This is a genomic window from Enterobacter cloacae subsp. cloacae ATCC 13047, from assembly GCF_000025565.1.
In the GTDB taxonomy this organism is placed as follows: domain Bacteria; phylum Pseudomonadota; class Gammaproteobacteria; order Enterobacterales; family Enterobacteriaceae; genus Enterobacter; species Enterobacter cloacae.
Window position 1 is genome coordinate 4,983,752 of the sequence record NC_014121.1, and the last position, 25,459, is coordinate 5,009,210.

A 25,459-nucleotide genomic window follows, 5' to 3' on the forward strand; every position below is an offset into this window, starting at 1 on the left:
TATGAATAATTATAAAAAACCGCCTCTGTTTATCGCGTGACTGAATGATGACTATTTTGTCACCTTCCAGGTTTCTCCTGAACAACGGGATTAATCCATTAACAGGCGCACTTTGAACACAATTTCACGCCCCTGCTGTTCTGCTGACAGCTCGCCGCCGTGAGCATGAATGATCGACCTTGTAATTGATAATCCCAGCCCCGCGCCTTCCGTGTTGTAGAACCTTGATGAGTCTGCGCGATAGAACCGGTCAAACAAACGTTCCAGATTAGCGGGAACCTGGCCGGACATCGTATTCGTAATCATCACGTTCACACAGTCACTGTCACGCTCAAGGTGTATCGCTGTACAGGTGTTATCGGGAGAATACTTGATTGCATTGGAAAGCAGGTTACTGAAAGCACGTCGGAGCATATCGCTGTCTCCGGCAACAACGCCCTCTCCTTCAACCGTGATTGTCTTTCCTGTTTCGTCTGCCAGGGGCTCGAACAACTCACGTAATTCATTCAGTTCGGCTGCCAGATCCACATCATGTTTATCCAGCCGCAGCAGACCATGCTCTGAACGTGCCAGAAAAAGCATGTCACTGGTCATTCGTGACAACCTTTTCAGTTCTTCCAGGTTAGCGAATAAAATTTCGCGGTAATGCGAAACATCCCTTTCCTTAGCCAGTGCAAACTGCGTCTGCATCATCAGATTACTGACTGGTGTGCGCAGCTCATGCGCGATGTCAGACGAGAAATCTGACAGTTTCCGGAATGCCCCCTCCAGGCGATCAAACATATTATTGAACTCCTGCATGGTCTCAGAGATTTCCGGCGGAGCCAGATCGGGATTTAGACGCTGATCCAGGCTGTGTACGGTCATGGAGGAAGCCAGACTGGTCATTTCCCGTAGCGGTTTCAGACCAATACGTGTGGTCAGCCAGCCCAGAAAAACAGAAATAAAGACCAGACCGATATTGAACCAGAACAGCCAGGTACTGAGTTTGTCCATAAACAGGGTGTGATACCCAGTATCCGTGGCAACCGTAATGATGACATGTTTGCTTTTACCCTGTTCCGGCGTCACGGCAACCCGCCGCGAGATACTGCGGTACACGGTGTTATTTTCTTCCGTCTGGATCATATAGTCGAGAATATCACCCGACTTATTAAGCAGGACCGCTGGAACAACAGAATTTTTGGCATAGAGTTCAACAATTTTTTCATTTTCCATGTTTTTTATAGAAATGAATAAGCCATTGTGCCCCACCATCGCATCGTTTATTTTTTCTGATAATGACTTAATATCCGTTTTGTTCCTGAACGTCTCTGTTTTAAGAAACTCTTCGGTGAGCTGAAGTTTACCTGTCAGAAAATCGCGGTCCTGATTATCGAAATAGCCATTAAGGGTGCTAATCAGGATAAAACTTGATAACCACCATACCGTAAGCATCACCGCAGAAAAAATCAGGCTCAGGCGTGTGGTCAGGGAAATTTTGAACCTCACTCTTCTCTGATCTCCAGGACATATCCGGCACCGCGAACGGTATGGATCAGTTTTGGCTCAAAGTCATCATCAATTTTACTTCTCAGACGTCTCACGGCGACATCAATCACATTCGTATCACTGTCAAAATTCATGTTCCAGACCAGGGACGAGATAAGACTCCTGGGTAACACTTCTCCGGTGCGTTGCAGCAGCAACTCAAGCAGAACGTATTCTTTACCGGTGAGATGGATCTTCTTCCCCGAACGGATCACGGTCCGGCGCACCATATCAACGGTCATATCGGCGATGGTGCAGACTGTTGCGGCCTGCGAGCGTGCCCGGCGCAGTAGGGTTCTTACACGTGCAACCAGCTCCGTAAAATCAAAGGGCTTAATCAGGTAGTCATCTGCGCCAAGCTCCAGTCCTTTCACTTTGTCCCGCACGTTGTCCTTTGCGGTTAAAAACAGGACCGGTTCTTCGTGCCCGGACTCCCTCAGTGCGCTGATGATTTGCCACCCGTCGAGGAAAGGCAGCATCACGTCCAGTATTATCAAATCATACTGTCCCTTCGACGCGGCCCCGAGACCATCGCGGCCATTATTAAAGAGATCGGCCTGATAGCCTTCCTCAACCAGTCCCTGCTGCAGGTAACGACCTGTTTTTTGTTCGTCTTCAACGATTAAAATACGCTGCATGGTCAACTCGCTGATATGAAAGTAAAAATCTCACGCATGAGCTTTGGCTGTCCCCTAGCTGACCTGAGACGGAGCAAGCATTCCGAGCCACGCTACGGCGCCCAGAATGATAATCGCAACAACGAATTCTGTCAGGATGCTGTTTCGCATCAGGGCAACGCTGCGATCATAATTCCCTTCCCTGACCATAACTTCAAGCCGGGGACCCAGGTGAAACCGGTTTGCTGCAGCCAGAAGAAGCATCAGAACAAACAGAGCCGTCTTGGCAAGCAATATCCTCCCCCAGGAACTGTTGAATAAGGGAGTTAAGTTACCCTCAGCAATATACAGATAGTTGACCAGCGCACTCAGGATCAGGGCTACAACAATCACCGTTCCTGCCGTGGCAAATTTTGCCAGGGAGTCAGATATCACAATGACGCTCTGTGCATTATGCTCGTTTCTGCGCATCAGCAGGATAGCAAATGCAACCAGAGCACCTGTCCAGGCACCTGCAGCGCCGAGATGGGTCAGATCGCTCAGTAAATGGAGATAGTAATGCAGACCGTCATGCATAACGGCGTGTCCTCCCCAGGCAAGTGTAGCCAGCGCCACGCCCCCACTCATCGTCATCAGCAGGCAGGACAATACTCTCTTATTAGTGTAAAGGAACAAAGCACCGAGTGTGGTAAACAGGGCACAGAGCCTGACAATCCAGCTAATACCCACATCAGTTTCTTCTATCACCATCTCGATAACATGGATGGATAATTCTCTGAGGTCAGTTACTCCACTCATGGCATTAGATACCAGGAGCATATTAATGCCAGTAAGAATGATGCCTGTAACAACAGCAAAAGTTATAAACGACCTGAAATTAGTCAGGTTATAGGTTTCATGTCTGACACCGCTTATTCCATATATCTGAAAAAATGGCAATCCAAATATTACCATCAAATCCAGATAAAGAAGAAAACGAATAACAATCATAATCAGGTCGTTCATAATATTACTTCACTGTAAAGGTGTAATTACCGGTAATAGGGTGCGTATCTGAAGAAACCGCGCGCCAGTCAACACGATAAGTGCCAGCGGGTAAAGGCTCTCGCGGAATAATGACCATCGATTTAGGGTCAGCGCCTGGCGCCACTTTTGCCGCGACCGGCATCGGAGAATGTGATGACATGCCTTTCATACCCGTCATCGTTAATTTTGCACCTGAGAATTTCACGGTCAGATTTTCCGAGAAATTAAGCTGAATCTTTTCCGGGGCCGCTACGGCTGAATCAGCCTGTGGCACAGAGCTTTTTAATTCCGGATGGGCCATAGCAGAGAAAGCAACGCCCATAACGAGGCCACCTGTAAGAATGGCTTTATTTAAAATCGACATTTTATTTACCTGTTTAGTTGAGTGTTTTATATCAGTGCGTTAAAACCAGATTCTGGCTCCCGCCAGGAATACTACCTGATGGTCTTTCTCACCTTCTCTTTTCGCCATATCGGATGTTTTCCCGTAAAGTTGATTCCAGGAAACGCCTATATAGGGTGCAAACTCACGGCGTATTTCATAGCGCAGCCGGAGCCCCAGCTCTGTGTCAGTCAGTCCCCTGCCGCGACCCCGCGATTCATCATCCTGACTGTAGAAATTCACCTCATAGGATGGCTGGAGTATGAGCCGGTTAGTCAGTAAAACGTCGTATTCTCCTCCCAGACGAAGGGCTGCTTTTCCGCCATTACTGACAAAACCCGTAATTTCAGACTCAAAATTATAGAGTGCCAGCCCCTGAAAACCGACAGCAGCCCAGGTCCGGGCAGAAGCAGGTCTGAAATCCTGCCTGACACCCGCAACCAAATCCCACCATGGGCCAACCGCATGTCCCCAGAGTAACTGCGCTTCAGCCGCCTCCGTTTCCCCATTGCTTCGTTCACCTTCACTCTTTAGCCAAATCCGATCTGTGTCGCCTCCAATCCAGCTGTTAACACTCCAGCTGAAATTGTTGGTGTTATCCGACCGTTGCCATTCCAGTTGATCCAGCAGAACCAGATAATTAATCGCACTGTCGTGAATCGCATGCCCCTGTAAATTGCCGAATGCAGCCTTCCGGTCGGCATCGGTAACAGGCGGAATTGGCGTTCTGCTCTCAGTTACAATGGGCTCCATTGACGTCATCTCAGTGAAATTCTCATCTGCTGGCATCTGCATGGCAGACATGTCGTGCCCGGCGTGGGGATCTGCAGAGACGGAGCCCGCCGCAATAGAAAGCTGTGAGGTAAACAAACCGGCGACCAGAACAGGTATGGCCTTCAAATTTCTCTTCATTCGCATCATTCCTCCACCCGGACTTCACGAAACATTCCCATTTCCATGTGATAGAGCAAATGGCAGTGATACGCCCAGCGGCCAAGCGCATCTGCTGTCACTCTGTAACTGCGTTTTGTACCAGGGGGAACATCTATTGTGTGTTTACGAACCATGAAATTACCGTTTTCATCTTCCAGATCGCTCCACATACCATGCAGGTGAATGGGGTGAGTCATCATGGTATCGTTGATCAGCGTGATCCTGAGCCGCTCACCGTATTTCAGCAGCACCGGTGCGGCATCTGAAAACTTGATTCCGTTAAATGACCAGGCAAACTTTTCCATGTGGCCGGTTAAATGCAGTTCTATGGTACGGCCAGGTTCACGTCCGTCAGGATCCTCAAAGCGGCTTTTCAAATCCGCGTACGTGAGAACCTTTCTTCCGTTATTTCGAAGACCAATACCCGGATCATTTAACTTCGGAGAGACGCTCATCGCCTGCATATCAACCAGTGGGTTATCCGTTTCTGACGCAGGATGACTTTGCATACCCGGCATTCCGGCCATCCGGGAATGATCCATACCGGCCATGCTGCTGTGATCCATGGGCGCGGAGGATGTCCCGCTATCCGGAAGGTCAGCACCGTCCATAGACATCATCTCTCCGCTGTTATCCATGCCTCCCATCTGGCTGTGGTCCATTCCTGCCATATCATGTCCCATTCCCCCCATACCCATATCTTCCATGGTCAACAGAGGACGGGGATCGAGGGGGGGAACGGCAGCACTTAACCCCTCTCTCGTGGCCAGTGTCCCTCGAGCGTAACCGGTCCTGTCCATGGATTGTGCGAAGATGGTATAGGCCTCACCCTGAGGCTCCACAATGACATCATAGGTTTCGGCAACGGCAATCCTGAATTCGTCAACGGTAACCGGGTTTACATACTGGCCATCTGCAGCCACGACCGTCATTTTCAGCCCGGGGATACGGATATCGAAATAGGTCATTGCCGAGCCGTTGATAAACCGTAAGCGTATCTTTTCACCGGGACGGAACAGTCCGGTCCAGTTTTTCAGCGGGGCCTGCCCGTTCATGAGATAGGTGTAGGTGTAGCCACTGACATCCGCGAGGTCAGTCGGATTCATTTTCATTTCAGCCCACATTTTCCGATCGGCAATGGTGGCTGACAGCCCCCTGGTATTCACGTCGCGGAAAAAAGAGCCAACGGTTGGTTTATTGAAATTGTAGTAATCCGACTGTTTTTTTAATTTTTTCAGCAGGCTGTGAGGATTTTCATCGGTCCAGTCAGACAACATGACCACATGCTCACGATCGTAAGTAAACGGTTCTGGCTCCCCGGCATCGATGATAATGGCACCGTATACCCCCTCCTGTTCCTGCAGACCGGAATGGCTGTGGTACCAGTAAGTCCCGTTCTGCTTAACCTTAAAGGTGTAAACGTAGGTATCATCAGGCTCTATGCCCATAAAACTCAGCCCCGGAACACCATCCATATTGGCCGGAAGAATAATGCCGTGCCAGTGAATGGACGTCTGTTCATTAAGACGGTTTTTGACCTTCAGGGTAATGGTGTCACCTTCTTTCCAGCGAAGAACGGGCCCCGGCAGGCCTCCATTGATTGTTTTGGCCTGACGCTCACTGCCCGTGATATTGACGGCCGTTTCACCAATGGTCAGGTCAAACTGAGTACCCTGCAGGGATGCGGCAACTGGCAGGCTCAGACTGGAACGCGCATTGAAACTCCATACGCCAAGACTTCCGGCTACGCCAGAGAGGGTTAACCCCTTCAGGAAAGTTCGTCGAGACGTTTTCAACAGCATGCGCATTCCCTTATTTAAAGTATGGTTACTGACAGAATTCGAGAACCGATTTAAATTAAATTACTGGTTCATCCACTTACAATGAAATGAATCTAGCACACCTTAAGAAACAAATTCATTACAATCGTGTAATGTACATAGCTGTATTACATTTACGTCATCTTCCCCACAGGTTGATTATTTTTATATATGATCATAAGGACATCTTTTATGTACCTCAGAAGGTAATTACACATGAATATATTAATCACGACCACTGCGTTTACAGCTTTATTTTGTGGGGCAGCTTTTGCTCAGTCCAGTGATATTGCCCATGAAGCACATCGATTTGTTAATAATGCCTCAGCCGTCAGTCATGTGAACTCCTCGACGCATGAAAACTTACCGGACAGGGTTAATAAAAACAACACGCCCTCATTCTCTGAAATGAATGAACATGAAAGGGCCATTGTTGCTCATTCATTTATGAACAACAGCGCGTCCTATGCGCATCAGAAAATGATTGAGGAACATAAAAAAATGCTGTCCGGCAGTGATGCAAATTCAAAGACCTCGTCTTCTTCTTTTAACGAACTGAATGCCGGAGAAAAAGCCGCTCTCGTGCATGAGCAGGTCAATAATGCCGGTGCGGAAGCACATCAGACGCAGGCAAGAAAGCTTCGCGGGCTGTATTCGACCAGGTAACTGCAGGCGGGTTAGTGCTTAGCGTCAGGTGCGCAGCAGGGCTTTACTGACGGGTTACGTAGCAGGACATGAGCCCCATATTGCTCTGCTGTAACCTGTTTCAGTCCCGTTAATCATCACCGTCGGGCTGGTCATACAATTCCCAGATCTTCAGGAGCAAACGGGAAACAAGATATGTTACAAAAATGACGACCATCAACGGTGCTCCCGATTAACTGACAGATGACACGCCTCCTGAAAACCCCTAGCATACGCCGCAGTGTTCATGCTAACGGCGAATTCCAGTAAATGTATTCTACCGATGTCGTAAAAGAAAATGCCTACCTTTCAGCCACCCGCTCGGGGCTGGAATCGAACGAGATCGCTACTCTTCAGCGCTCCTTGCCTTCCCGGTTTAATCTGCGGCATTTGAAAAAAAATGAATCATTAAAACTCGTACTGCAAAAGAAAGCGGGAAAATCACGTGTCGTGGCCTATAAATTTACGTCCGGTTCATTTAATTACACGGCGTATCGTATATCAGATAAAAAGTTCTATAACCTTTCCGATACTTCCGGGAAAGGCAGTCTCGATTATCCGTTACCGGCCACAGCAAGACTCAGTTCGCCTTTCAATCCTGCAAGACTTAACCCGGTATCGGGAAAAGTGAGTCCCCATAATGGCATTGATTATTCCATGCCCATGAACACGAAAATAGTCAGCGTCATCGACGGAAAAATCACACGGGCCGAATACAACAGTACCATGGGATATTTTGTTGAAGTAACGGGAAAAGCCGGTGTTAAAACTCGCTATCTCCACCTCAATAAAATACTCGTTACTAAAGGGGCCAGGGTTACACGGGGAGGTGCTATTGCGTTATCCGGTAACAGCGGACGTTCATCCGGTCCTCATCTGCATTACGAGCTGGTCATCAATAACAACCCTGTTAACTCTCTGGCGTTCCGGGCAGCGGCACCCGCTGATAACAAACTCGAACAGCATGCCTTTGCGCATGCCAGAGACTACGAACGATACCTGGACTGATAACGGGACCGCGACGCGGCCCCGTCTGCCGGATTAATTTTTTTTATCGTTTTCACTTCCGTGATGTTGATGATCTCCATGCCCTCCGTGGCCGTGGAAAAGATGCATTAGCGGGCAGACCAGCAATAACAGATATGGCCAGTAACCTGCCACATGTGACCAGTGTTCGCGCAGGAGGGCAAATGCCGCGATCGCGGCGACAGCAATAAGCGCATAGGTGGTACTTTTCATACTGGACTCCTTCTGTTCGTAACTGACCCTTCACTCAGTGTTATTTCCCGAGCCTGACACTTTTCAGACGCAACGCATTCACAATGACGCTGACGGAGGAAAGAGCCATGGCCGCCGCCGCAATAACTGGCGACAGCAGTATTCCATACACAGGATAAAGCAGACCTGCAGCCACAGGCACGCCAAGTGCGTTGTAGATAAATGCAAAAAACAGATTCTGACGGATATTTTTCATGGTGATCTCTGACAGATGACGGGCCCTGTTCAGTATCATCAAGTCGCCTTTGAGAAGGGTGACTCCGGCACTTTCAATTGCCACATCTGTACCCGTTCCCATGGCTATACCCACGTCAGCCGCTGCCAGCGCCGGGGCATCATTCACACCGTCTCCGGCCATCGCAACCACATGGCCAGACTCTTTCAGTCGGGTTATCACTGCTTTTTTGCCATCCGGCAGAATTCCGGCTTCAACCTCATCTATTCCCAGTTTCCGTGCGACTGCTTCAGCAGTAAGCTGGTTATCCCCGGTGAGCATAACGATGCGGATCCCCGCCTGACGCAAAGCTTTAAGCGCATCCGGCGTGGTTGTTTTCACGGGATCCGAGATAGCTATCAGGCCTGCAAGGTCCCCGTCTGTGGCCACATAGATAACGGTAGCGCCTTCCATCCGCAACGTATCCGCAACGGCCTTTTGATTATCAATAACTATACTGTTTTCCTGCATAGCCAGTTCATTACCAATAACAACCCGTTGACCTTCGACATCGCCTGAGACACCTTTACCCGACGGTGCATCGAAATGAGTGACTGCGGGTATTGCGATCCCCTTTTCCTGTGCTGCTTTAACTACTGCCATACCCAGCGGATGCTGCGAGCCTTTTTCCACTGCGGCTGTTACACGCAAAAGAGATGTTTCCCCACCCGGATTGAGACTGATAATCCCTGTCACCGTAGGCGAACCTTCCGTGAGCGTGCCTGTTTTGTCGACAACCAGCGTGTCCACTTTTTCAAGACGCTCAAGGGCTTCGGCATTCCTGATTAACACCCCGGCCTGGGCTCCTTTGCCCACCCCCACCATTATCGACATCGGCGTGGCCAGCCCCAGCGCGCAGGGACAGGCAATAATCAGGACCGACACAGCCGCAATGAGACCGTGCGCCATCCTGGGCTCGGGCCCCCAGACAGACCAGATCACGAAAGCAACAACCGCGATAAGTATCACCAGAGGAACAAACCAGCCTGAAACGCTGTCAGCCATTCTCTGGATGGGGGCACGCGAACGCTGTGCATCAGCGACCATCTGAACAATTCGTGAGAGCATTGTTTCATCACCGACTTTCTCTGCACGGATGATGAGACTCCCTGTCTGATTAATGGTCCCCCCGATGACAGGGTCACCCTCCGTTTTGGTAACCGGCATAGATTCCCCGGTCACCATCGATTCATCAACGGTTGTTTTGCCTTCGATCACGATACCGTCGACCGGAATACTCTCTCCAGGTCTGATGCGGAGCTTATCGCCAGGCAGGACATCTTCCGCATTAATATCCGTTTCATGACCGTCATGATCCAGCCGTCTGGCGGTTTTGGGGGCAAGGTTCAGAAGCGCAGTAATGGCGCCTGAGGTTTGTTCCCGTGCCCGCAGCTCAAGAACCTGTCCCAGCAGAACAAGCACCGTAATAACTGCTGCGGCTTCAAAATAAACGGCCACCAGGCCATCCATGTTTCTGAACGATGCAGGAAACCAGGAGGGGAAGACGGTTGCAATGACGCTGTAAACCCAGGCTACGCCGGTCCCCATTGCAACAAGGGTAAACATATTCAGGGAGCGGTTACGTAACGACATTCCGGCCCGGGCGAAGAATGGCCAGCCACACCACAACACGACAGGGGAGGCCAGAAGCAGCTGCAGCCATGTGTTGTACTGTGGCGGTACTGTATTCCTCAACTCGGGAAACAGATGAGATCCCATTTCGAGTACCAGAACCGGAAACGCCAGCAACAACCCCAGCCAGAAGCGTCTTGTCATGTCGTGAAGTTCATCACTCGGCCCCGTGGATGCCGTAGCTACGAGCGGCTCCAGTGCCATTCCACAGACAGGACAGCTTCCGGGACCACTGCGGCGTATCTCCGGGTGCATCGGACATGTCCACACACCTTCAGAATTCTCTTTTTCCGCCTGGTGGTGAGGCTGTTTTATCTGATCAGGGCTGACTTCGTGATGATCGTGGTGATGGTGATGGGAATGTTCACTGGCATCTTCGGTAAGATAACGATCGGGATGGGCTTTAAATTTACTCTCACAGCTGGCGGAGCAGAAATAAAGTTGATGGTCCTGGTATCGAATGCTGCTGTGCGCCCTGTCGGGCAGGATGGCCATCCCGCACACGGGATCTCTCACCTTATGCAATACGTGGCCCTCGTCCGGGGATAATGTCTGCTCAGAAGCAGTCTGGTTGTTGTGTTGCACTGCATTGTCATTTTTCACAGTAACTCTCCTTATGCATACCGAAGCATCTTCTGTCTTCAGGGTATGTCATGGATGCGATTACCACGAATATCGCCGGCACAGGAGTGCCTGCTACCGGCGTCCCGTTATCAGCCGTTCCGCTGACTATTCGATTCGCTGGAAGACTTTTTTACTTCCATCCGGTGAGAATGCGATAACATCGTAAGCCTCTTTTCGGGCTCCCATCTCCATTCCAGGACTTCCTGCTGGCATACCGGGGGTGGCGAGACCGTATATACCTGAACCAGACTGCATTGCCTTATGTATCGTTGTCGCAGGCACATGGCCTTCAATGATCAAATTACCGGCAACCGCGGAATGACAACTTCGCAGTCCTGCAGGAATAGCATGCTTTTCTTTCAGGGCTGACAGCGCCTGATCATTCATGACGTGAGTTCGTACTTCAAACCCGTCTTTTTCCATCGCCTTGCCCCACAGGGAACAACAGCCACAGTTTTCAGATTTGTACATATCAATCACTTTTTCACTCGCCATCGCGGGCAGTGAAAGGCCGAGAGCCAGCGCCATCAGAACCACTTTTTTCATACTCACCTCTGTATATTATCGATTTAAACCCTGACGTCAGGGTGAATCAGTAAAGAAGGACACCCACAGGGGGTGCCCTTTCAGGTTCAGGACACGCTTTTTTTATGTCTGCGCAGCCAGATTAATTTGTAGGCGGCAGGAATAATGAACAGGGACAGCAGCGGAGCCGTGATCATCCCACCAATCATGGGTGCCGCGATACGGCTCATGACTTCTGAACCTGCACCGGTTCCCCAGAGTATTGGCAGCAGACCCGCAATGATCACCGCCACGGTCATGGCTTTCGGCCGGACACGCAGTACGGCACCATGATAGAGGGCTTCATCAAGGCCTTCCGGTGTGAACGTCTCTTTACGGGACAATTCCGGGTGCGCTTCAATGGCATGACGCAGATACATCAGCATGACCACGCCAAACTCTGCTGCCACCCCGGCCAGAGCGATAAACCCCGTTCCGGTTGCGACAGACATATGGAAGCCCTGCCAGTACAGGAACCATATCCCGCCAACCAGGGCGAACGGCAGGCTCATCAGGATCAGCAGGGCTTCATCAACCCGGCGGAATGCCAGATACAACAGGATGAAGATGATCATCACCGTCATCGGCACCATCAGCTTCAGTTTCTTGTTGGCATGCTCAAGCAGTTCAAACTGTCCGGAGAATGACACGCTGGTACCCGGTCTCAGTTTCACTTTCTGACTGATCGCCGTTTTAATGTCATTAACCACCGACACCATATCCCTGCCGCGCGCGTCAATGTAAATCCAGCTGGCTGGACGGGCATTTTCCGTTTTCAGCATAGTCGGCCCGGAAACGACCTTAATATCCGCAACATCGCCCAGCGTGATCTGCTGCTTCATCGGGGTCAGGATCGGCATCTGTTTCAGGGCCTGCGGGCTGTTCCGGTAATCCTGCGGATAGCGGATATTAATCGGGTACCGGGCCACGCCTTCAACCGTTTCCCCTACCGTCGCGCCGCCGATGGCTGATGAGATGAACAGCTGCACATCGCCCACCGTCATTCCGTAGCGGGAGGCTTTTTCCCGGTTGATATCCACATCAATGTAGCGCCCGCCTTCCAGTCGCTCTGCGAGAGCAGACACTACGCCGGGTACGGTTTTGGCGACCGCTTCGATACTCTGCGCCGTTGCATCGATATCGGACAGAACCGTTCCGGACACCTTGATACCTATCGGGCTTTTGATCCCGGTTGAGAGCATATCAATACGGTTACGGATTGGCGGCACCCAGAGGTTTGCCAGCCCCGGTAAACGGACGGTCCTGTCGAGTTCTTCAATAATCTTGTCAATCGTCATGCCTGGACGCCACTGATCCTCAGGTTTGAGCTGGATCGTGGTTTCAACCATTTCGAGCGGTGCGGAATCCGTGGCGGTCTCTGCTTTACCGGTCTTGCCAAATACAGAGGCCACTTCAGGAACGCTTTTGATTAACTTGTCCGTCGTCTGCAGGAGCGCTGCAGCTTCAGCCGGAGAGACACCCGGCAGGGTCGACGGCATATACAACAGGTCGCCCTCGTTAATCTTCGGCAGAAACTCACCGCCCACCTGGCTCAGCGGCCAGATAACGGTGAAAATGGACAAGGCCGCAACCAGCAGGGTTGTTTTTGGCCAGTGGAGAACCCGCAACAGCAATGGATGATACGCTTTGATCAGTACCCGGTTCAGGGGGTTACTGGTCTCTGCAGGAATTTTCCCCCGGATCCAGAATCCCATCAGAATCGGAATGACGATGATGGCCAGCGCGGCCGCGCCCGCCATGGAGTACGTTTTCGTGAATGCCAGCGGGCCAAACAGACGTCCTTCCTGACCTTCCAGGGTAAAGATAGGAATAAAGGACAGGGTGATGATCAGCAGGCTGATAAACAGTGCGGGTCCCACTTCAACGGAGGCATCGGTAATCACCTTCCAGCGGGTGGCGTTGTCAATCTGCTCACCCGGATGCTGATGATCCCACTCCTCAAGCCGCTTATGCGCATTCTCAATCATCACAATGGCGGCATCCACCATCGCACCGACGGCAATCGCTATCCCTCCCAGCGACATGATATTGGCGTTCAGTCCCTGGAAGTGCATGACGATAAAGGCGATACACAGACCAAGCGGCAGAGAGATAATCGCCACCAGGGCAGAACGTACGTGCCACAGGAACAGGGCACAGACGATGGCCACCACGATAAACTCTTCCAGAAGTTTGGAACTGAGGTTATCAATCGCCCGGTCGATGAGCTGGCTGCGATCGTAGGTGGTCACGATTTCAACGCCTTCCGGCAGGCTGGCCTTCAGCGTCTCAAGTTTATCCCTCACTGCCGTGATAACGTCGCGTGCATTTTTACCCGACCGCAGGATCACCACGCCGCCAGCGACTTCGCCCTGGCCGTTCAGCTCGGCAATACCACGCCGCATTTCAGGCCCGGTCTGCACGCGGGCAACATCCCGCAGATAAACCGGCACGCCGTTCTCGCCTGTTTTCAGGACGATGTTATTAAAATCATCAATGCTCTGAAGATAACCGCTGGCACGGACCATATACTCAGCTTCGGCCATTTCAACGGATGAGCCACCGGCCTCCTGGTTAGACGATTCAAGGGCCTGTTTCACTTCGGGCAGGCTGATACCATACTGAGACAATTTTACCGGATTGACCTGAATCTGGTACTGTTTCACCACGCCGCCAACCGAAGCGACCTCAGCCACGTTCGGGATGGTTTTCAGCTCAAATTTCAGGAACCAGTCCTGCAGAGAACGCAGTTCTGAAAGGTCGTGTTTTCCGCTGCGATCGACAAGGGCATATTCAAATATCCAGCCCACCCCCGTGGCGTCCGGACCGATTTCAGAACTCACACCGGCGGGCAGTTTTCCCTGTACCTGGTTCAGGTACTCCAGCACGCGGGAACGGGCCCAGTACAGATCGGTGCCGTCTTCAAAAATGACATACACATACGAATCACCGAACTGTGAAAAACCACGCACGGTTTTTGCGCCAGGCACGGACAGCATGGTGGTGGTAAGTGGATAGGTGACCTGGTTTTCTACAATCTGCGGGGCCTGGCCGGGATAGCTGGTTTTGATAATGACCTGCACATCTGACAGGTCAGGCAAGGCATCGACAGGCGTGTTAATAATCGTCCATGTGCCCCAGATGCTGAGAAACAGGGCCCCCATCATGACCAGGAAACGGTTGGCGACAGAGCGCCGGATAATCCATTCAATCATCGTCGTCTCCTCAGTGCCCTGAATGCATATTTACAGGCTGGTCAGACCATTGCTGGCATACTGCTTTCTGTTTTTTCAGGGTGGCGCATACGTTCCAGTGCGCCCGTAATATTGGCTTCAGAGTCAATGAGGAACAGGCCACTGACCACCACGGTATCGCCTTCATTCAGGCCGGAGCCGATGCCGGACTGTTGCTGTGACTCATGCAGAACGTGGATCTGTTTCGGCACAAACTTGCCTTCATCATCAACAGTAATCACGCGCTGTCTTTGCCGGTATCGATAACGGCCTGGCTTGGTATCAGCAGCATCTCCTTGGCTTCTGGTATTCAGTTTCAGATAGGCATTCATGCCCGGCTTGAGAAACTCATCCTTATTAGAAACCTGGAGACGGACCTGAAGCGTACGGGTTGTCTGATCCACGCTGGGAAGAATATTCCATTTTTCGACATGGAATGTTTTATCCGGATAAGCCGGTACCGAAATTTCAAACTGCGACGTATCTTTCAGCAGATAGGCGATAGATTCTGGCACTGCAGCGCTGATCCAGACCGGGTCCATTCCCTGAATCTGAGCCACCACCTTATCTTTCGAAATATTCATGCCGGTGCGCAGGTCAAATGCAGTAATGACACCATCAATAGGTGCTTTAATGGTAAAACGGGTCTGAATGCTCCGGGTAGAACGCAGTCTCTGAATATCCTCTTCCGGCATACCTGCCAGGCGAAGCCGTTCCAGAACGCCTTTAATTTGCGTGGAAGTACCACCGGTGCTGGATAACAGAAGGAATTCACTCTGTGCTTCCACCCAGTCCGGAATGGTAATATCGATAAGTGGCGTCCCCTTCTTCACATGATCGCCAATCGTCATGGGGTAGACTTTTTCGACAAACCCGTCAGAACGCGCCTGCACAATAACAAACTGATACTCGTTATAGCTGACATTAGCCGGGATTGTCTGAGAATAATTCAGCATTCCTCGCGTGACTTTTTGCGTTTTTAATCCCAGATTCTGAACCTGGGTTGGGTCGATACGGATCCCGCCACTGCTTTTATCGCCACTGTCATCAGCATATTTTGGCACCAGGTCCATATCCATAAAGGGCGATTTTCCGGGTTTATCAAATTTGGTATCCGGTTTCATTGGGTCATACCAGAAAAGCACCTTTCGTTCCGGTGCCTTTTGTTCTGTTTTTTCTGTCTTTTGTGCTGAGTTTACATACTGCCAGGCAGTAACCGATATCAGCCCCCCTGCTATGAGGCTGCTGATAATTATTGCAGCATATTTTATCTTTAAAGAAGCCATACAATTTTCCGCTAAAAAATCAAAACACCTGGCATATGCGCCTGACGGTTAACTCACACATATACCTATGTGAATGTACAGGCGCACAGGATGTAATCGCTCCGGACAGCCAATCAGGACTGCGTCACGTTAATGCTTTTGAGTAAGGAGATATTGCCCTGCTGAATAAACGAGAAATCGACATGGTTGCCTGTTTTCAGGGCATTAATAGCATCGTCTGCATTAACAAAAGTAAAGCGCATGGTCATTGCAGGCCAGCCCACCGCTGGAATTGCTTCATGCGAAATGGTGATTTTCTTAGTATTCATATCAATGTCTTTAACGACACCGGTGCCCTTGATAACTTGCTGTACCGAAGCATCACTGGCAGTATTCATATCGCCATGCTGATGTGTTTCAGCATGAAGACCGGCAGAAAACATGACAGAGAAGGCACCAAATAAAACGGCTTTAAGTGAATTACGCATTTTAATTTCCTGATTAATTAAATAAATTTACTCTACCCAACCGCCACCCAGCGCGGTAAACAGATTAATTTCGTTAACCTGCCGGGAATAGGTAAGATCGAGAATGGTTTGCTGGGTAGCGAAGAGGGAACGTTCTGCATCCAGCACTTCGATGTAACTGACAGCACCACTTGCATACAATCCTCTGGCACGCTGGAGAGTTATCTGAAGTGAATCAAGATAACGCTGCTGTGACTCAAGTTGCTGGCTAAGGCTGTCGCGCAGCGCAAGCGTGTCGGAAACATCCTTAAAGGCTGACTGAATTTTTTGTTCGTAATTAACCACCGACTGTTGCTGGCGAATTTCAGCCAGCTTCAGATTGGCTTTATTCCTGCCAGCATTAAATATAGGAATTTCAATTTTAGGGATAAAATTCCACATTCCACTTCCTGACGTAAACAGGCTGGACAGCTCCGTACTGCTTGCGGAAAGACCACTGGTCAGGGTAATTGAGGGGAAAAAGGCCGCTCGCGCTGCGCCAATATTGGCATCAGCCGCTTTCAGCTGATATTCCGCTTCCATAATATCCGGTCGCTGCAGCAAAATTTGTGAAGACAGATTTGGTGGCAATTTTACTGGGGCTATCTCCCCGCCTTTCATCCCTTTTTCTGACGGAAGTGCGCGGTACTGATGTAGCCCCCTGAAACACCAGACAGTAGCTGTATCTCCAGATAAGAGATAGGCTTGAATATATGTCTAACACTAACACCAATTTTGAGATGACCGGGATCCTGTTAGGGCAAGAAGTCCGTAAACGTAAAACTCCTCAGGAGAAGATCGCCATTATCCAGCAGACGATGGAGCCGGGTATGAATGTCTCCCATGTCGCCCGCCTGCATGGTATCCAGCCCAGCCTGCTGTTTAAGTGGAAGAAGCAATATCAGGAAGGCAGCCTCACCGCCGTTGCGGCTGGAGAGGAAGTCGTTCCTGCTTCTGAGCTTACTGCTGCTCTGAAGCAGGTCCGGGAGCTTCAGCGCCTTCTGGGCAAGAAGACGATGGAAGTTGAGATCCTGAAAGAAGCCGTGGAGTACGGTCAGTCGCGAAAATGGATAGCGCACGCGCCCTTGTTGCCAAAGGACGGGGAATAGCCATGGTCAGCCGGACCATGGGCGTGTCGCGTGCGCAACTGTCACTGCGGATTAACCGTTCTGCCGACTGGCAGGACAGGCGCTGTAACCGGCGTAATGAAGAAGCAGACGCAGAAATACTGTCGGCTATCCTCAACATTATCAGCGATATGCCGAGTTATGGTTATCGACGCGTGTGGGGCATCCTGCGCAAGCAACGTCGCACAGAGGGACAGCCACCTGTGAATGCCAAACGGCTTTACAGGATAATGAGCGAGCATAACCTGTTGTTGTTGCATCACAAACCAGAGCGACCGAAGCGTGAACATAAGGGCAAGATAGCGGTGGCAGAAAGCGATATGCGCTGGTGTTCAGATGGCTTCGAGTTCGGCTGCGACAACGGCGAAAAACTGCGGGTAACGTTCGCGCTGGACTGCTGCGACCGTGAGGCCATAGACTGGGCAGCAAGCACGGGAGGCTATGACAGTTCGACCGTGCAGGATGTGATGCTGAGGTCGGTGGAAAAGCGCTTCGGCGACAGGCTGCCCGACACAGCGGTGCAGTGGCTGACGGACAACGGTTCAGCATATACCGCGCATGAAACGCGGAGGTTCGCCAAAGAGCTGAATCTGGAGCCATGTACAACAGCGGTGAGCAGCCCGCAGAGCAATGGCATGGCCGAACGGTTCGTGAAGACGATGAAGGAAGACTATATCGCGTTCATGCCGAAACCGGATGTGAGAACAGCCCTGCGAAACCTTGCAGCGGCGTTCACGCATTACAATGAAAATCACCCGCATAGTGCGCTGGGATATCACTCTCCGAGAGAATACCGGCGGCAGCGGGCATCGTTAACTTAAGATACAAAAGCTGTCCGGAAATGGCGGGTCAAGATCACGGAAGTGCGCGGTACGTTCCCAGCACCAGTTGCAGGGCATTGTTTGCCTGAGCCAGATCGCCTTCTCGTTTGGCTATTTCGGCGCGGGTACTTTCGATTTGTCCTCGCGCCTGTTCAAGTGCCAGAACGTTCGTACTCCCGGTCACGAGCTGCTGCTCAACGAAAGCATAGGACTGTTGATAATTTTTCAGCGTTTCCCGCGCAATACGAAGTTGTTCGTACGCCAGTTGCTGGCTGAAATAGCTTTGTGAAACGTTGGATACCAGCAGGATGTGTACGGCCCGACGGGCTTCTTCGCTGGCAAAGTAGTTCTGGCGATCAGCATCACTCATGTTCTTAAGTTTGCCGAAAAAATCGAGCTCATAGCTGAGCTCCAGTCTCGCGTCGTACTCCTGTGTGGTCGGCTTGTCACCTTTCAGACCACCGCTGTATGTTATCCCGGATGAGGCATTCAGCTGGGGATAACGATCTGCATCCGTGACGTTGAACTGGGCTCGGGCCTCTTCAACCTTCAGGGCAGCCATTCTCAAATCACGGTTATTAGTCAGAGCTTCACCGATCAACCGGGTAACCTGGGGATCGACAAAAAAGTTACGCCAGCCCGTATCCTGATAGCCATTTACCGCTGGCGTCAGGCTGTTATGGGACAGTGAAAACTGCTGGGGTACCGGTGCTGCGGGCCGCTGATATTCAGGCGCAAGCGACACGCAGCCTGCCAGGATGAATATCGTGCTAATGCTGAGTAATTTTAATTTGAACATAACGCTTCTCGTCCAGGCAGACCTGGTAAATGGTTCAAATGAAGTCCAGAGTATTGATAGGGGTACTTTACCTAACGCTCTCTGTTTGCCGGGTGACAGGATAATGACAATGTTGTCATTTTTGCTGTAATCCGTTGATAACGATCGTGGGCGCAATAGAATGACATTAGCAGCCAGCCGGGGAGCAAGATGAAAATATTGATCGTCGAAGACGAAATTAAAACAGGTGAATATCTCAGCAAAGGGCTTACAGAGGCAGGGTTCGTAGTGGATCACGCTGATAATGGTCTTACCGGATATCATCTCGCCATGACAGCCGAGTATGATTTAGTCATTCTGGATATCATGCTACCTGATGTGAACGGCTGGGATATCATCCGCATGCTGCGCACTGCCGGAAAGGGTATGCCGGTCTTACTGCTGACAGCCCTCGGCACGATCGAACATAGGGTCAAAGGACTGGAACTGGGTGCGGACGATTATCTGGTTAAACCCTTTGCGTTTGCCGAACTGCTCGCCCGGGTGAGAACCCTTCTGAGGCGGGGAAACACGATGATCACGGAAAGCCAGTTTAAGGTGGCTGACCTCTCGATTGATCTCGTATCCAGAAAAGTCAGTCGCGCCGGAAACCGCATTGTGCTCACCAGTAAAGAGTTCAGCCTGCTGGAATTCTTCATTCGCCATCAGGGAGAGGTTCTTCCCCGCTCCCTGATTGCCTCTCAGGTCTGGGACATGAATTTTGACAGCGACACTAATGCGATCGATGTCGCAGTAAAGCGACTCCGCGCTAAAATAGACAACGATTACGAGACAAAGCTGATCCAGACAGTCCGGGGCGTGGGCTACATGCTGGAGGTCCCGGATGCATAGCAAACCTTCCAGACGCCCTTTCTCACTCGCTCTGCGGCTGACCTTTTTTATCAGCCTGTCCACGATACTGGCTTTTATCGCCTTCACCTGGTTTATGCTGCATTCTGTTGAAAATCATTTTGCCGAGCAGGATGTCAGCGATCTTCAACAAATCAGCACCACACTGAACCGTATACTGCAGTCCCCGGTGGATCCGGATGATAAAAAAATAAGCAAAATAAAGGAATCAATTGCCAGCTACCGCAACGTTGCCCTTTTGCTCCTCAATCCCAGGGGTGAAGTGCTCTTTAGCTCAGCTCAGGGGGCGGCACTACGCCCGGCAGTGAATTCAGCAGATTTTAGCGAGCACAGCCGCGCACGGGATGTCTTTCTCTGGACGGTGGAGGATCCTGCGGGACCGATGGATACCGGGTCCGAAATGAAGATGGAAACATACAGGATTATCGCCTCCTCTGGTCAGGCGATATTTCAGGGCAAACAGCAGAACTATGTCATGCTGACTGGCCTATCCATTAATTTCCATCTCCATTACCTCGATGCGCTGAAAAAGAACCTGATTGCGATTGCCGTCGTGATAAGCCTGTTGATTGTTCTGATCATTCGAATCGCTGTCCGTCAGGGGCACCTGCCCCTTCGTAATGTCAGCAATGCCATTAAAAACATCACCTCCGAGAATCTTGATGCGCGACTGGAACCGACACGCGTTCCCATTGAGCTGGAGCAACTGGTTATCTCGTTCAATCATATGATTGGAAAGATTGAGGATGTCTTTACCCGCCAGGCCAATTTCTCTGCCGATATCGCGCATGAGATCAGAACGCCCATCACCAATCTGGTGACGCAGACTGAAATCGCACTGAGTCAGGATCGAACACAGAGGGAACTTGAGGATGTCCTCTATTCCAGTCTTGAAGAGTATAACCGGATGACCAAAATGGTCAGCGATATGCTGTTCCTGGCACAGGCAGATAATAATCAGCTGATACCTGACAGGGTCATGTTTGACCTCAGAGCGGAAGTCATGAAAGTCTTCGAGTTTTTCGAAGCCTGGGCCGAAGAACGCAATATCACGCTCAAATTTAACGGGATGCCCTGCCTGGTTGAGGGAGATCCACAAATGTTCAGAAGGGCGATCAATAATCTGTTATCCAATGCCCTGCGTTATACCCCGGAGGGACAGGCAATCACCGTCTCAATAAGAGAGCAGGAGAGCTTTTTTGACCTTGTGATTGAAAATCCGGGGAAACCAATCCCTGAAGAGCATTTATCAAGGTTGTTTGACCGTTTTTATCGGGTGGATCCGTCCAGACAACGAAAAGGAGAAGGCAGCGGCATCGGCCTTGCGATTGTGAAGTCAATCGTGGAAGCACATCACGGAAGAGTGCAGGTGGAATCGGACGTACACTCAACGCGTTTTATCTTATCCGTGCCCAGACTGGAGAAAATGATTCCGGACACCCAGTGCTGGGAATAAAGATTTAAATGACAAAGATGTCATTAGCCTGTCATGCAGCAAACAGAAGCCATTCGATATAATTAGTGCAACTTATCAGGAAGGCTGGATTGCTTTATCAATATCCGGCGTCAGTGGACGCCAGGAAATGAATATCCAGTCCCCTCCCGGAGAAATAAACACTTCCGAACCTGTTTCAGTTATGGAACTGAAAACACCGGTTGTACTCCCCCGGACATCACTAATTAAGAAATGGAGAGTTATCATGAAAAATATCGTATTAGCATCCTTGCTGGGCTTTGGCTTAATTTCTTCGGCCTGGGCCACTGAAACCGTGAATATCCATGAGCGGGTCAACAATGCACAGGCACCTGCTCACCAGATGCAGTCTGCTGCGGCTCCTGTCGGGATCCAGGGGACTGCACCTCGTATGGCCGGTATGGACCAGCATGAACAGGCCATTATTGCTCATGAAACCATGACGAACGGGTCGGCGGATGCGCACCAGAAAATGGTGGAAAGTCATCAGAGGATGATGGGAAGTCAGACCGTTTCCCCTACCGGGCCGTCGAAGTCATTAGCGGCAATGAATGAGCATGAAAGAGCTGCAGTTGCCCATGAATTTATGAATAACGGTCAGTCTGGCCCACATCAGGCCATGGCCGAAGCGCATCGTCGCATGCTCAGTGCAGGCTGACGGCGAGGGAAGTATCTGTGCTGTCCTTATTTCCTTGATAGATTTTTCCGTAACCGGATATATGGCAACATCTTTGCCCCCTACAGGGGGCATTTTTATCAGATTCTGCTACAGTTAACGGGCATCAACGCTAAAAGGATATTTTTTATGAAAGCCAGAAACACTTTATTTGCAGTATTAATGTTATCCCTGCCAGCGATTTCAGCAGAACATTCAGAAATGAAAATGACTGATATGTCTACCTCGGCTTCGTCACAGGAATATATGGCTGGCATGAAAGACATGCATGACAAAATGATGGCTGCCGTAAATGAGTCCGATCCCGACAAGGCTTTTGCGAAAGGCATGGTAGCGCACCATGAAGGGGCAATAGCAATGGCTGAGACCGAGCTCAAATACGGAAAAGATCCGAAAATGAGAAAGCTCGCGCAGGACATCATTAAAGCTCAAAAAGGTGAAATTGAGCAGATGAATAAATGGCTTGATAGTCAAAAGTAAACATTGTAGAAATGTCACGACAAGCGTGATTTTACATCGTTCCTGGGCGCGGGAGTCGGTTAATCTTTATATAATTCAAACCCGATTAATTTCGGGTTTTTACTACTCTGTACTCCGGTCCTTTGTTGAGGACCGGAATATATGCACCTGAGATGCTTATTTAATACATTATCTCGTCATGGATACAATGTCGCTCAGGATCTCAACCAGCTCGCTTCTCTCCTGCGTTCCGTCATGATAGGTTGATCTTGAGATGATTCTTTCTGATGTCATCTGAGGCCAGAATTTATCTAGTACATTATCGGGTTTCATTCCCACAGCCCGGCCGATTATTTTTTTAGCGTCACAGGTGTCCGTAAACGTGACGGCTACACCAGTAATTTCCTCGATAAGATCCGGGCACAGATAGTTTTCTATCTCACGTTTGCGCGTAGCGAAAAATACCTTACCGGCCTCCTCTACTTCTTTTTTACGCTTCTGGATGGACAGAACCTGTGCAGGGTCTCCCCCAATATCGGAGTCCAGAAATACGCACCAGGGAAGCCCCAGATCTTTGGCCAGATTCAATGTAACCCAGTGTTTGACGCTACCACACCCTCCTATGAGGACTGGCACTATTTTCACGTCCTCCAGAGAGGCTGGCAGCGCACCTGACTGTTTTAATGAACTGGCCGCATGCCTCAGGAAAGTAACATCCGACTTTCCCTCTACCAGAACAATCCCCTGCGCCCTTTCCATACCGGTCTCTGGCAGCACCCCCAGGCTTTCAGTGGCTTCCTTCAGCACTGCGTCATCCGGCATTTTTACTACGGGTTCACCCGCCTCATTTCGGGTAACATAACGTACGCCTTCGACAGGGATTAATCCGGCCAGCGCCGGGACATGGGTGGTGACGATAATCTGACGGTGCGGCTGGCCTGCCAGTGCCAGTAACGCTTTCATCAGCATCATCTGATAGTTCGGATGCTGTGACGTTTCAGGCTCCTCTATGGCATAAATCACATTTCTGGGCGTCCCCGCGACATTCTTTTCAGCCTCAGCCCGAAAAAAATTCAACAGGATAAGCCTCCTTATCCCGCTGCCGCGCTTATTGATGGGGATGCCATTTTCCCCGTCCAGGGTGAAATTGAAGGTCCACTTGGGTTTCTCCTTAAATCGTGGAGTCAGTTCACTGGCGAGTTCGGGGGCCATTTCACGTAATTTATCCAGCGTTCTCTGTGCGACATCCAGGACGCTGTCCTGAATCTCATTTTCCAGCGCTGTAATTTTGTCCTGCAGCGCAGCCTGAGCGTCTTTTACGGCCTGCTGTAAGGGGTTTTTAGCTTCGGAATCCCCGTCGCTGCTTTCCCTGTCGGCTTTGAAAATCGCATACGTGGGCAGCAAATCGAGGATCTTACCCCATAATGATTTTGTGTCGGTTCCGAACTCTTTATCGACATCCAGCATAATTTCCGAACAGGTATAGGGGGCTGCGGCTTCCCTGATGGCCTGACGCCATAACGATGCAGTGCGTTTATCCGCCACATTTTTTTCAACTTCTTTTCCCACCGCCTTGAGCTCAGAAATTTTCATGCCCAGTAAATTTCTCAGGGGCTCCTCATCCGGGTGGATGCAGCGGATGCAGGTCTGCTCCGGTTTTCCTGAGGTCGTTGCTTTAAACGTTTTGACGATTTCAAAATTGCCGTCCTCATTCAGCAGATGTTCTGAGGCGAGCGTGGTCTGCACCCTGTCGTCGATCATGATAAAATCGGGCAGGTCATCAAATTCACAGGCTATTTCAAAACGGCCGTCCCCTTCTCTTAGGCTGAAACAGTTCATGTCATTCTTGTCAGCCTTCATTCCTTCTGTTTCAAAAAAAATAGCCAGCGCTTCCAGAAGCGTTGATTTCCCAAAGTCATTACGACCGACAATACCCGTCATGCTTTCATCAATAATGATTTCAGTAGAGTTTCTGTAGCCTCTGAAGTTTTTCAGTTTTAATTTTCTGAGCCGCATATGAAGTCCTGTGTGTAAGAAAGCGTTTTGCTGCAACCTGAATACAAAATATATTTTCAAATGCCTGCCAACAAGCAGGGATAACCGTTATTCAGAATATCTTAACGACATTTCGGGATTATGATCTGGTCGCGCTTTCAGAACTTTACTGCCCCTCAAAACACCGGAAACTAACTTGTGGTTGGTTACATGGCAAAGTTAAAACTCCAGAATCACGGGTAATGATTTCAATGCTTATTATATTTTTTGGAATTGACTCATGAGCTTTATAATTTAAATGATAATAATAACCATTCTTTTATGCGTAATATTTGCTACTGACACTGATGAATTTAAAAGAAGATAGATTTTCATTTACGGATTATTTCCTAAATTCATCGATAATGTGATCGACATAAAATTTTCACTGAAGAATGAAGAGATAATTTAAGGCCGAGCGAAATAGCTCAAAATGGTGTATTTAACATAACAGAAGAAATGAAAGGCTCTATCGCAACCTGATACTTCAGGCCGCTAAGGGGTTAATCTTGTTGAAGAAAAATTAGACCGGGAAGCGCCAGGCGTCACCATTTCTCCCGCCTGGCTGGAAGTGAAGAATAATTGTGCATAGCTCCGTATTCGGGCTTTGCATCTGACAATGGTTCCCTGGATGAAAGTACGATCTCCACTCCAAGGACGCTGAACACCCTAAACAAACGCTCAAAACCCGCACTTGCAGGGTTGGCCTCTAGTCGGGCATAAGTTTGCTGTGTTATACCCAAACGTTCAGAAACATCTTTTTGCGTCAGTCCATTGGCTTTGCGAAAGCCGATTAAAACAGGACGTAACTGATTCAAAGTCTTCAAAGCGTATTGAGTGTTCATAAGTGACCTTCCGTATCGACGAGTTAAC

Annotated in this window: 21 protein-coding genes and 2 pseudogenes; 7 read left to right on the forward strand and 16 right to left on the reverse strand. The window is 50.0% G+C overall.

What is annotated here, in order from left to right; all coding sequences use genetic code 11:
- Nucleotides 1–90: 90 nt before the first annotated feature.
- Genes pcoS through pcoA form a run of 6 tightly spaced genes read right to left on the reverse strand, consistent with a single transcriptional unit; the run spans nucleotide 91 to nucleotide 6,290 of the window.
- Nucleotides 91–1,491 carry a copper resistance membrane spanning protein PcoS gene (pcoS, locus tag ECL_RS24285; protein WP_001211180.1) on the reverse strand — a complete coding sequence of 467 codons (1,401 nt, stop codon included), beginning with the start codon at nucleotides 1,489–1,491 and terminating at the stop codon, nucleotides 91–93.
- Entirely contained in the window at nucleotides 1,488–2,168 is a 681-nt protein-coding gene (pcoR, locus tag ECL_RS24290; RefSeq protein WP_001188930.1) for a copper response regulator transcription factor PcoR, read from the reverse strand. Before pcoR ends, pcoS begins: the two co-directional genes overlap by 4 nt.
- 54 nt (nucleotides 2,169–2,222) lie before the next feature.
- The gene (gene pcoD, locus ECL_RS24295; RefSeq protein ID WP_229692861.1) at nucleotides 2,223–3,101 is read right to left on the reverse strand and encodes a copper resistance inner membrane protein PcoD; all 879 of its coding nucleotides are present in this window, start codon (nucleotides 3,099–3,101) and stop codon (nucleotides 2,223–2,225) included.
- A 55-nt stretch (nucleotides 3,102–3,156) separates the two neighbouring features.
- Nucleotides 3,157–3,537, reverse strand: coding sequence for a copper resistance system metallochaperone PcoC (gene pcoC, locus ECL_RS24300; protein WP_000025662.1), 381 nt, complete (start codon nucleotides 3,535–3,537; stop codon nucleotides 3,157–3,159).
- A 39-nt stretch (nucleotides 3,538–3,576) separates the two neighbouring features.
- Entirely contained in the window at nucleotides 3,577–4,467 is an 891-nt protein-coding gene (gene pcoB / locus ECL_RS24305) for a copper resistance outer membrane transporter PcoB (RefSeq protein ID WP_001378118.1), read from the reverse strand.
- Between the two features lie 5 nt (nucleotides 4,468–4,472).
- Nucleotides 4,473–6,290, reverse strand: coding sequence for a multicopper oxidase PcoA (pcoA, locus tag ECL_RS24310; protein WP_000925240.1), 1,818 nt, complete (start codon nucleotides 6,288–6,290; stop codon nucleotides 4,473–4,475).
- Between the two features lie 234 nt (nucleotides 6,291–6,524).
- Here pcoA and ECL_RS24315 point away from each other — a divergent pair, with 234 nt between their 5' ends.
- A complete protein-coding gene (locus ECL_RS24315; RefSeq protein ID WP_001023257.1) occupies nucleotides 6,525–6,974 on the forward strand; it encodes a copper resistance protein in 450 nt (149 codons plus the stop codon).
- Nucleotides 6,975–7,262: 288 nt separating this feature from the next.
- Complete coding sequence (locus tag ECL_RS24320) at nucleotides 7,263–8,000, forward strand: peptidoglycan DD-metalloendopeptidase family protein (protein WP_000287501.1); 738 nt, start codon at nucleotides 7,263–7,265, stop codon at nucleotides 7,998–8,000.
- 33 nt (nucleotides 8,001–8,033) lie between these two features.
- Here ECL_RS24320 and ECL_RS24325 read toward each other — a convergent pair whose 3' ends face one another.
- The 7 genes and pseudogenes from ECL_RS24325 to silC (ECL_RS24355) all read right to left on the reverse strand — a co-directional run.
- A complete protein-coding gene (locus ECL_RS24325; RefSeq protein ID WP_000843494.1) occupies nucleotides 8,034–8,231 on the reverse strand; it encodes a DUF2933 domain-containing protein in 198 nt (65 codons plus the stop codon).
- A 40-nt stretch (nucleotides 8,232–8,271) separates the two neighbouring features.
- Nucleotides 8,272–10,719: an Ag(+)-translocating P-type ATPase SilP gene (gene silP / locus ECL_RS24330; RefSeq protein ID WP_001353604.1), complete on the reverse strand. Its 2,448-nt coding sequence runs from the start codon at nucleotides 10,717–10,719 to the stop codon at nucleotides 8,272–8,274.
- 126 nt (nucleotides 10,720–10,845) lie between these two features.
- Nucleotides 10,846–11,286 (reverse strand): DUF411 domain-containing protein, encoded by a 441-nt coding sequence (locus tag ECL_RS24335; protein ID WP_000758225.1) that lies wholly within the window; start codon nucleotides 11,284–11,286, stop codon nucleotides 10,846–10,848.
- An 86-nt stretch (nucleotides 11,287–11,372) separates the two neighbouring features.
- Nucleotides 11,373–14,519: a Cu(+)/Ag(+) efflux RND transporter permease subunit SilA gene (gene silA, locus ECL_RS24340; RefSeq protein ID WP_000574029.1), complete on the reverse strand. Its 3,147-nt coding sequence runs from the start codon at nucleotides 14,517–14,519 to the stop codon at nucleotides 11,373–11,375.
- Nucleotides 14,520–14,560: 41 nt separating this feature from the next.
- The gene (locus ECL_RS24345) at nucleotides 14,561–15,823 is read right to left on the reverse strand and encodes an efflux RND transporter periplasmic adaptor subunit (RefSeq protein WP_013099187.1); all 1,263 of its coding nucleotides are present in this window, start codon (nucleotides 15,821–15,823) and stop codon (nucleotides 14,561–14,563) included.
- A gap of 113 nt (nucleotides 15,824–15,936) precedes the next feature.
- Nucleotides 15,937–16,290, reverse strand: a complete 354-nt coding sequence (gene cusF / locus ECL_RS24350; RefSeq protein WP_001246155.1) for a cation efflux system protein CusF — start codon at nucleotides 16,288–16,290, stop codon at nucleotides 15,937–15,939.
- Between the two features lie 27 nt (nucleotides 16,291–16,317).
- Nucleotides 16,318–16,965 (reverse strand): annotated as a pseudogene (gene silC / locus ECL_RS24355) (Cu(+)/Ag(+) efflux RND transporter outer membrane channel SilC); the annotation flags it as partial.
- An 83-nt stretch (nucleotides 16,966–17,048) separates the two neighbouring features.
- Here silC (ECL_RS24355) and ECL_RS24360 point away from each other — a divergent pair.
- A protein-coding gene (locus tag ECL_RS24360) for an IS3 family transposase (RefSeq protein ID WP_087776199.1) occupies nucleotides 17,049–18,256 on the forward strand; the annotation gives its coding sequence in 2 pieces (ribosomal slippage) (nucleotides 17,049–17,370 and nucleotides 17,370–18,256; 1,209 coding nt in all).
- A gap of 37 nt (nucleotides 18,257–18,293) precedes the next feature.
- Here ECL_RS24360 and silC (ECL_RS24365) read toward each other — a convergent pair.
- A pseudogene (gene silC, locus ECL_RS24365) lies at nucleotides 18,294–19,055 on the reverse strand (Cu(+)/Ag(+) efflux RND transporter outer membrane channel SilC); the annotation flags it as partial.
- A gap of 189 nt (nucleotides 19,056–19,244) precedes the next feature.
- Between silC (ECL_RS24365) and silR the strand changes: the two are divergent.
- The 4 genes from silR to copM all read left to right on the forward strand — a co-directional run bounded on the left by silR (nucleotide 19,245) and on the right by copM (nucleotide 22,573).
- Nucleotides 19,245–19,925: a copper/silver response regulator transcription factor SilR gene (silR, locus tag ECL_RS24370; protein WP_000697968.1), complete on the forward strand. Its 681-nt coding sequence runs from the start codon at nucleotides 19,245–19,247 to the stop codon at nucleotides 19,923–19,925.
- Nucleotides 19,918–21,399 carry a copper/silver sensor histidine kinase SilS gene (gene silS / locus ECL_RS24375; RefSeq protein ID WP_000555736.1) on the forward strand — a complete coding sequence of 494 codons (1,482 nt, stop codon included), beginning with the start codon at nucleotides 19,918–19,920 and terminating at the stop codon, nucleotides 21,397–21,399. Before silR ends, silS begins: the two co-directional genes overlap by 8 nt.
- Before the next feature lie 244 nt (nucleotides 21,400–21,643).
- Nucleotides 21,644–22,075 carry a silver-binding protein SilE gene (gene silE / locus ECL_RS24380; RefSeq protein WP_000790485.1) on the forward strand — a complete coding sequence of 144 codons (432 nt, stop codon included), beginning with the start codon at nucleotides 21,644–21,646 and terminating at the stop codon, nucleotides 22,073–22,075.
- Nucleotides 22,076–22,222: 147 nt separating this feature from the next.
- Nucleotides 22,223–22,573, forward strand: a complete 351-nt coding sequence (copM, locus tag ECL_RS24385) for a CopM family metallochaperone (protein ID WP_000647571.1) — start codon at nucleotides 22,223–22,225, stop codon at nucleotides 22,571–22,573.
- A 168-nt stretch (nucleotides 22,574–22,741) separates the two neighbouring features.
- On the opposite strand, the gene ECL_RS24390 is transcribed toward copM, so the two are convergent.
- Together ECL_RS24390 and ECL_RS24395 are read right to left on the reverse strand one after the other, a co-directional pair.
- The gene (locus ECL_RS24390; RefSeq protein ID WP_001239419.1) at nucleotides 22,742–24,568 is read right to left on the reverse strand and encodes an AAA family ATPase; all 1,827 of its coding nucleotides are present in this window, start codon (nucleotides 24,566–24,568) and stop codon (nucleotides 22,742–22,744) included.
- Nucleotides 24,569–25,131: 563 nt separating this feature from the next.
- Nucleotides 25,132–25,431 carry a helix-turn-helix domain-containing protein gene (locus tag ECL_RS24395; RefSeq protein ID WP_001097216.1) on the reverse strand — a complete coding sequence of 100 codons (300 nt, stop codon included), beginning with the start codon at nucleotides 25,429–25,431 and terminating at the stop codon, nucleotides 25,132–25,134.
- Nucleotides 25,432–25,459: the final 28 nt, after the last annotated feature.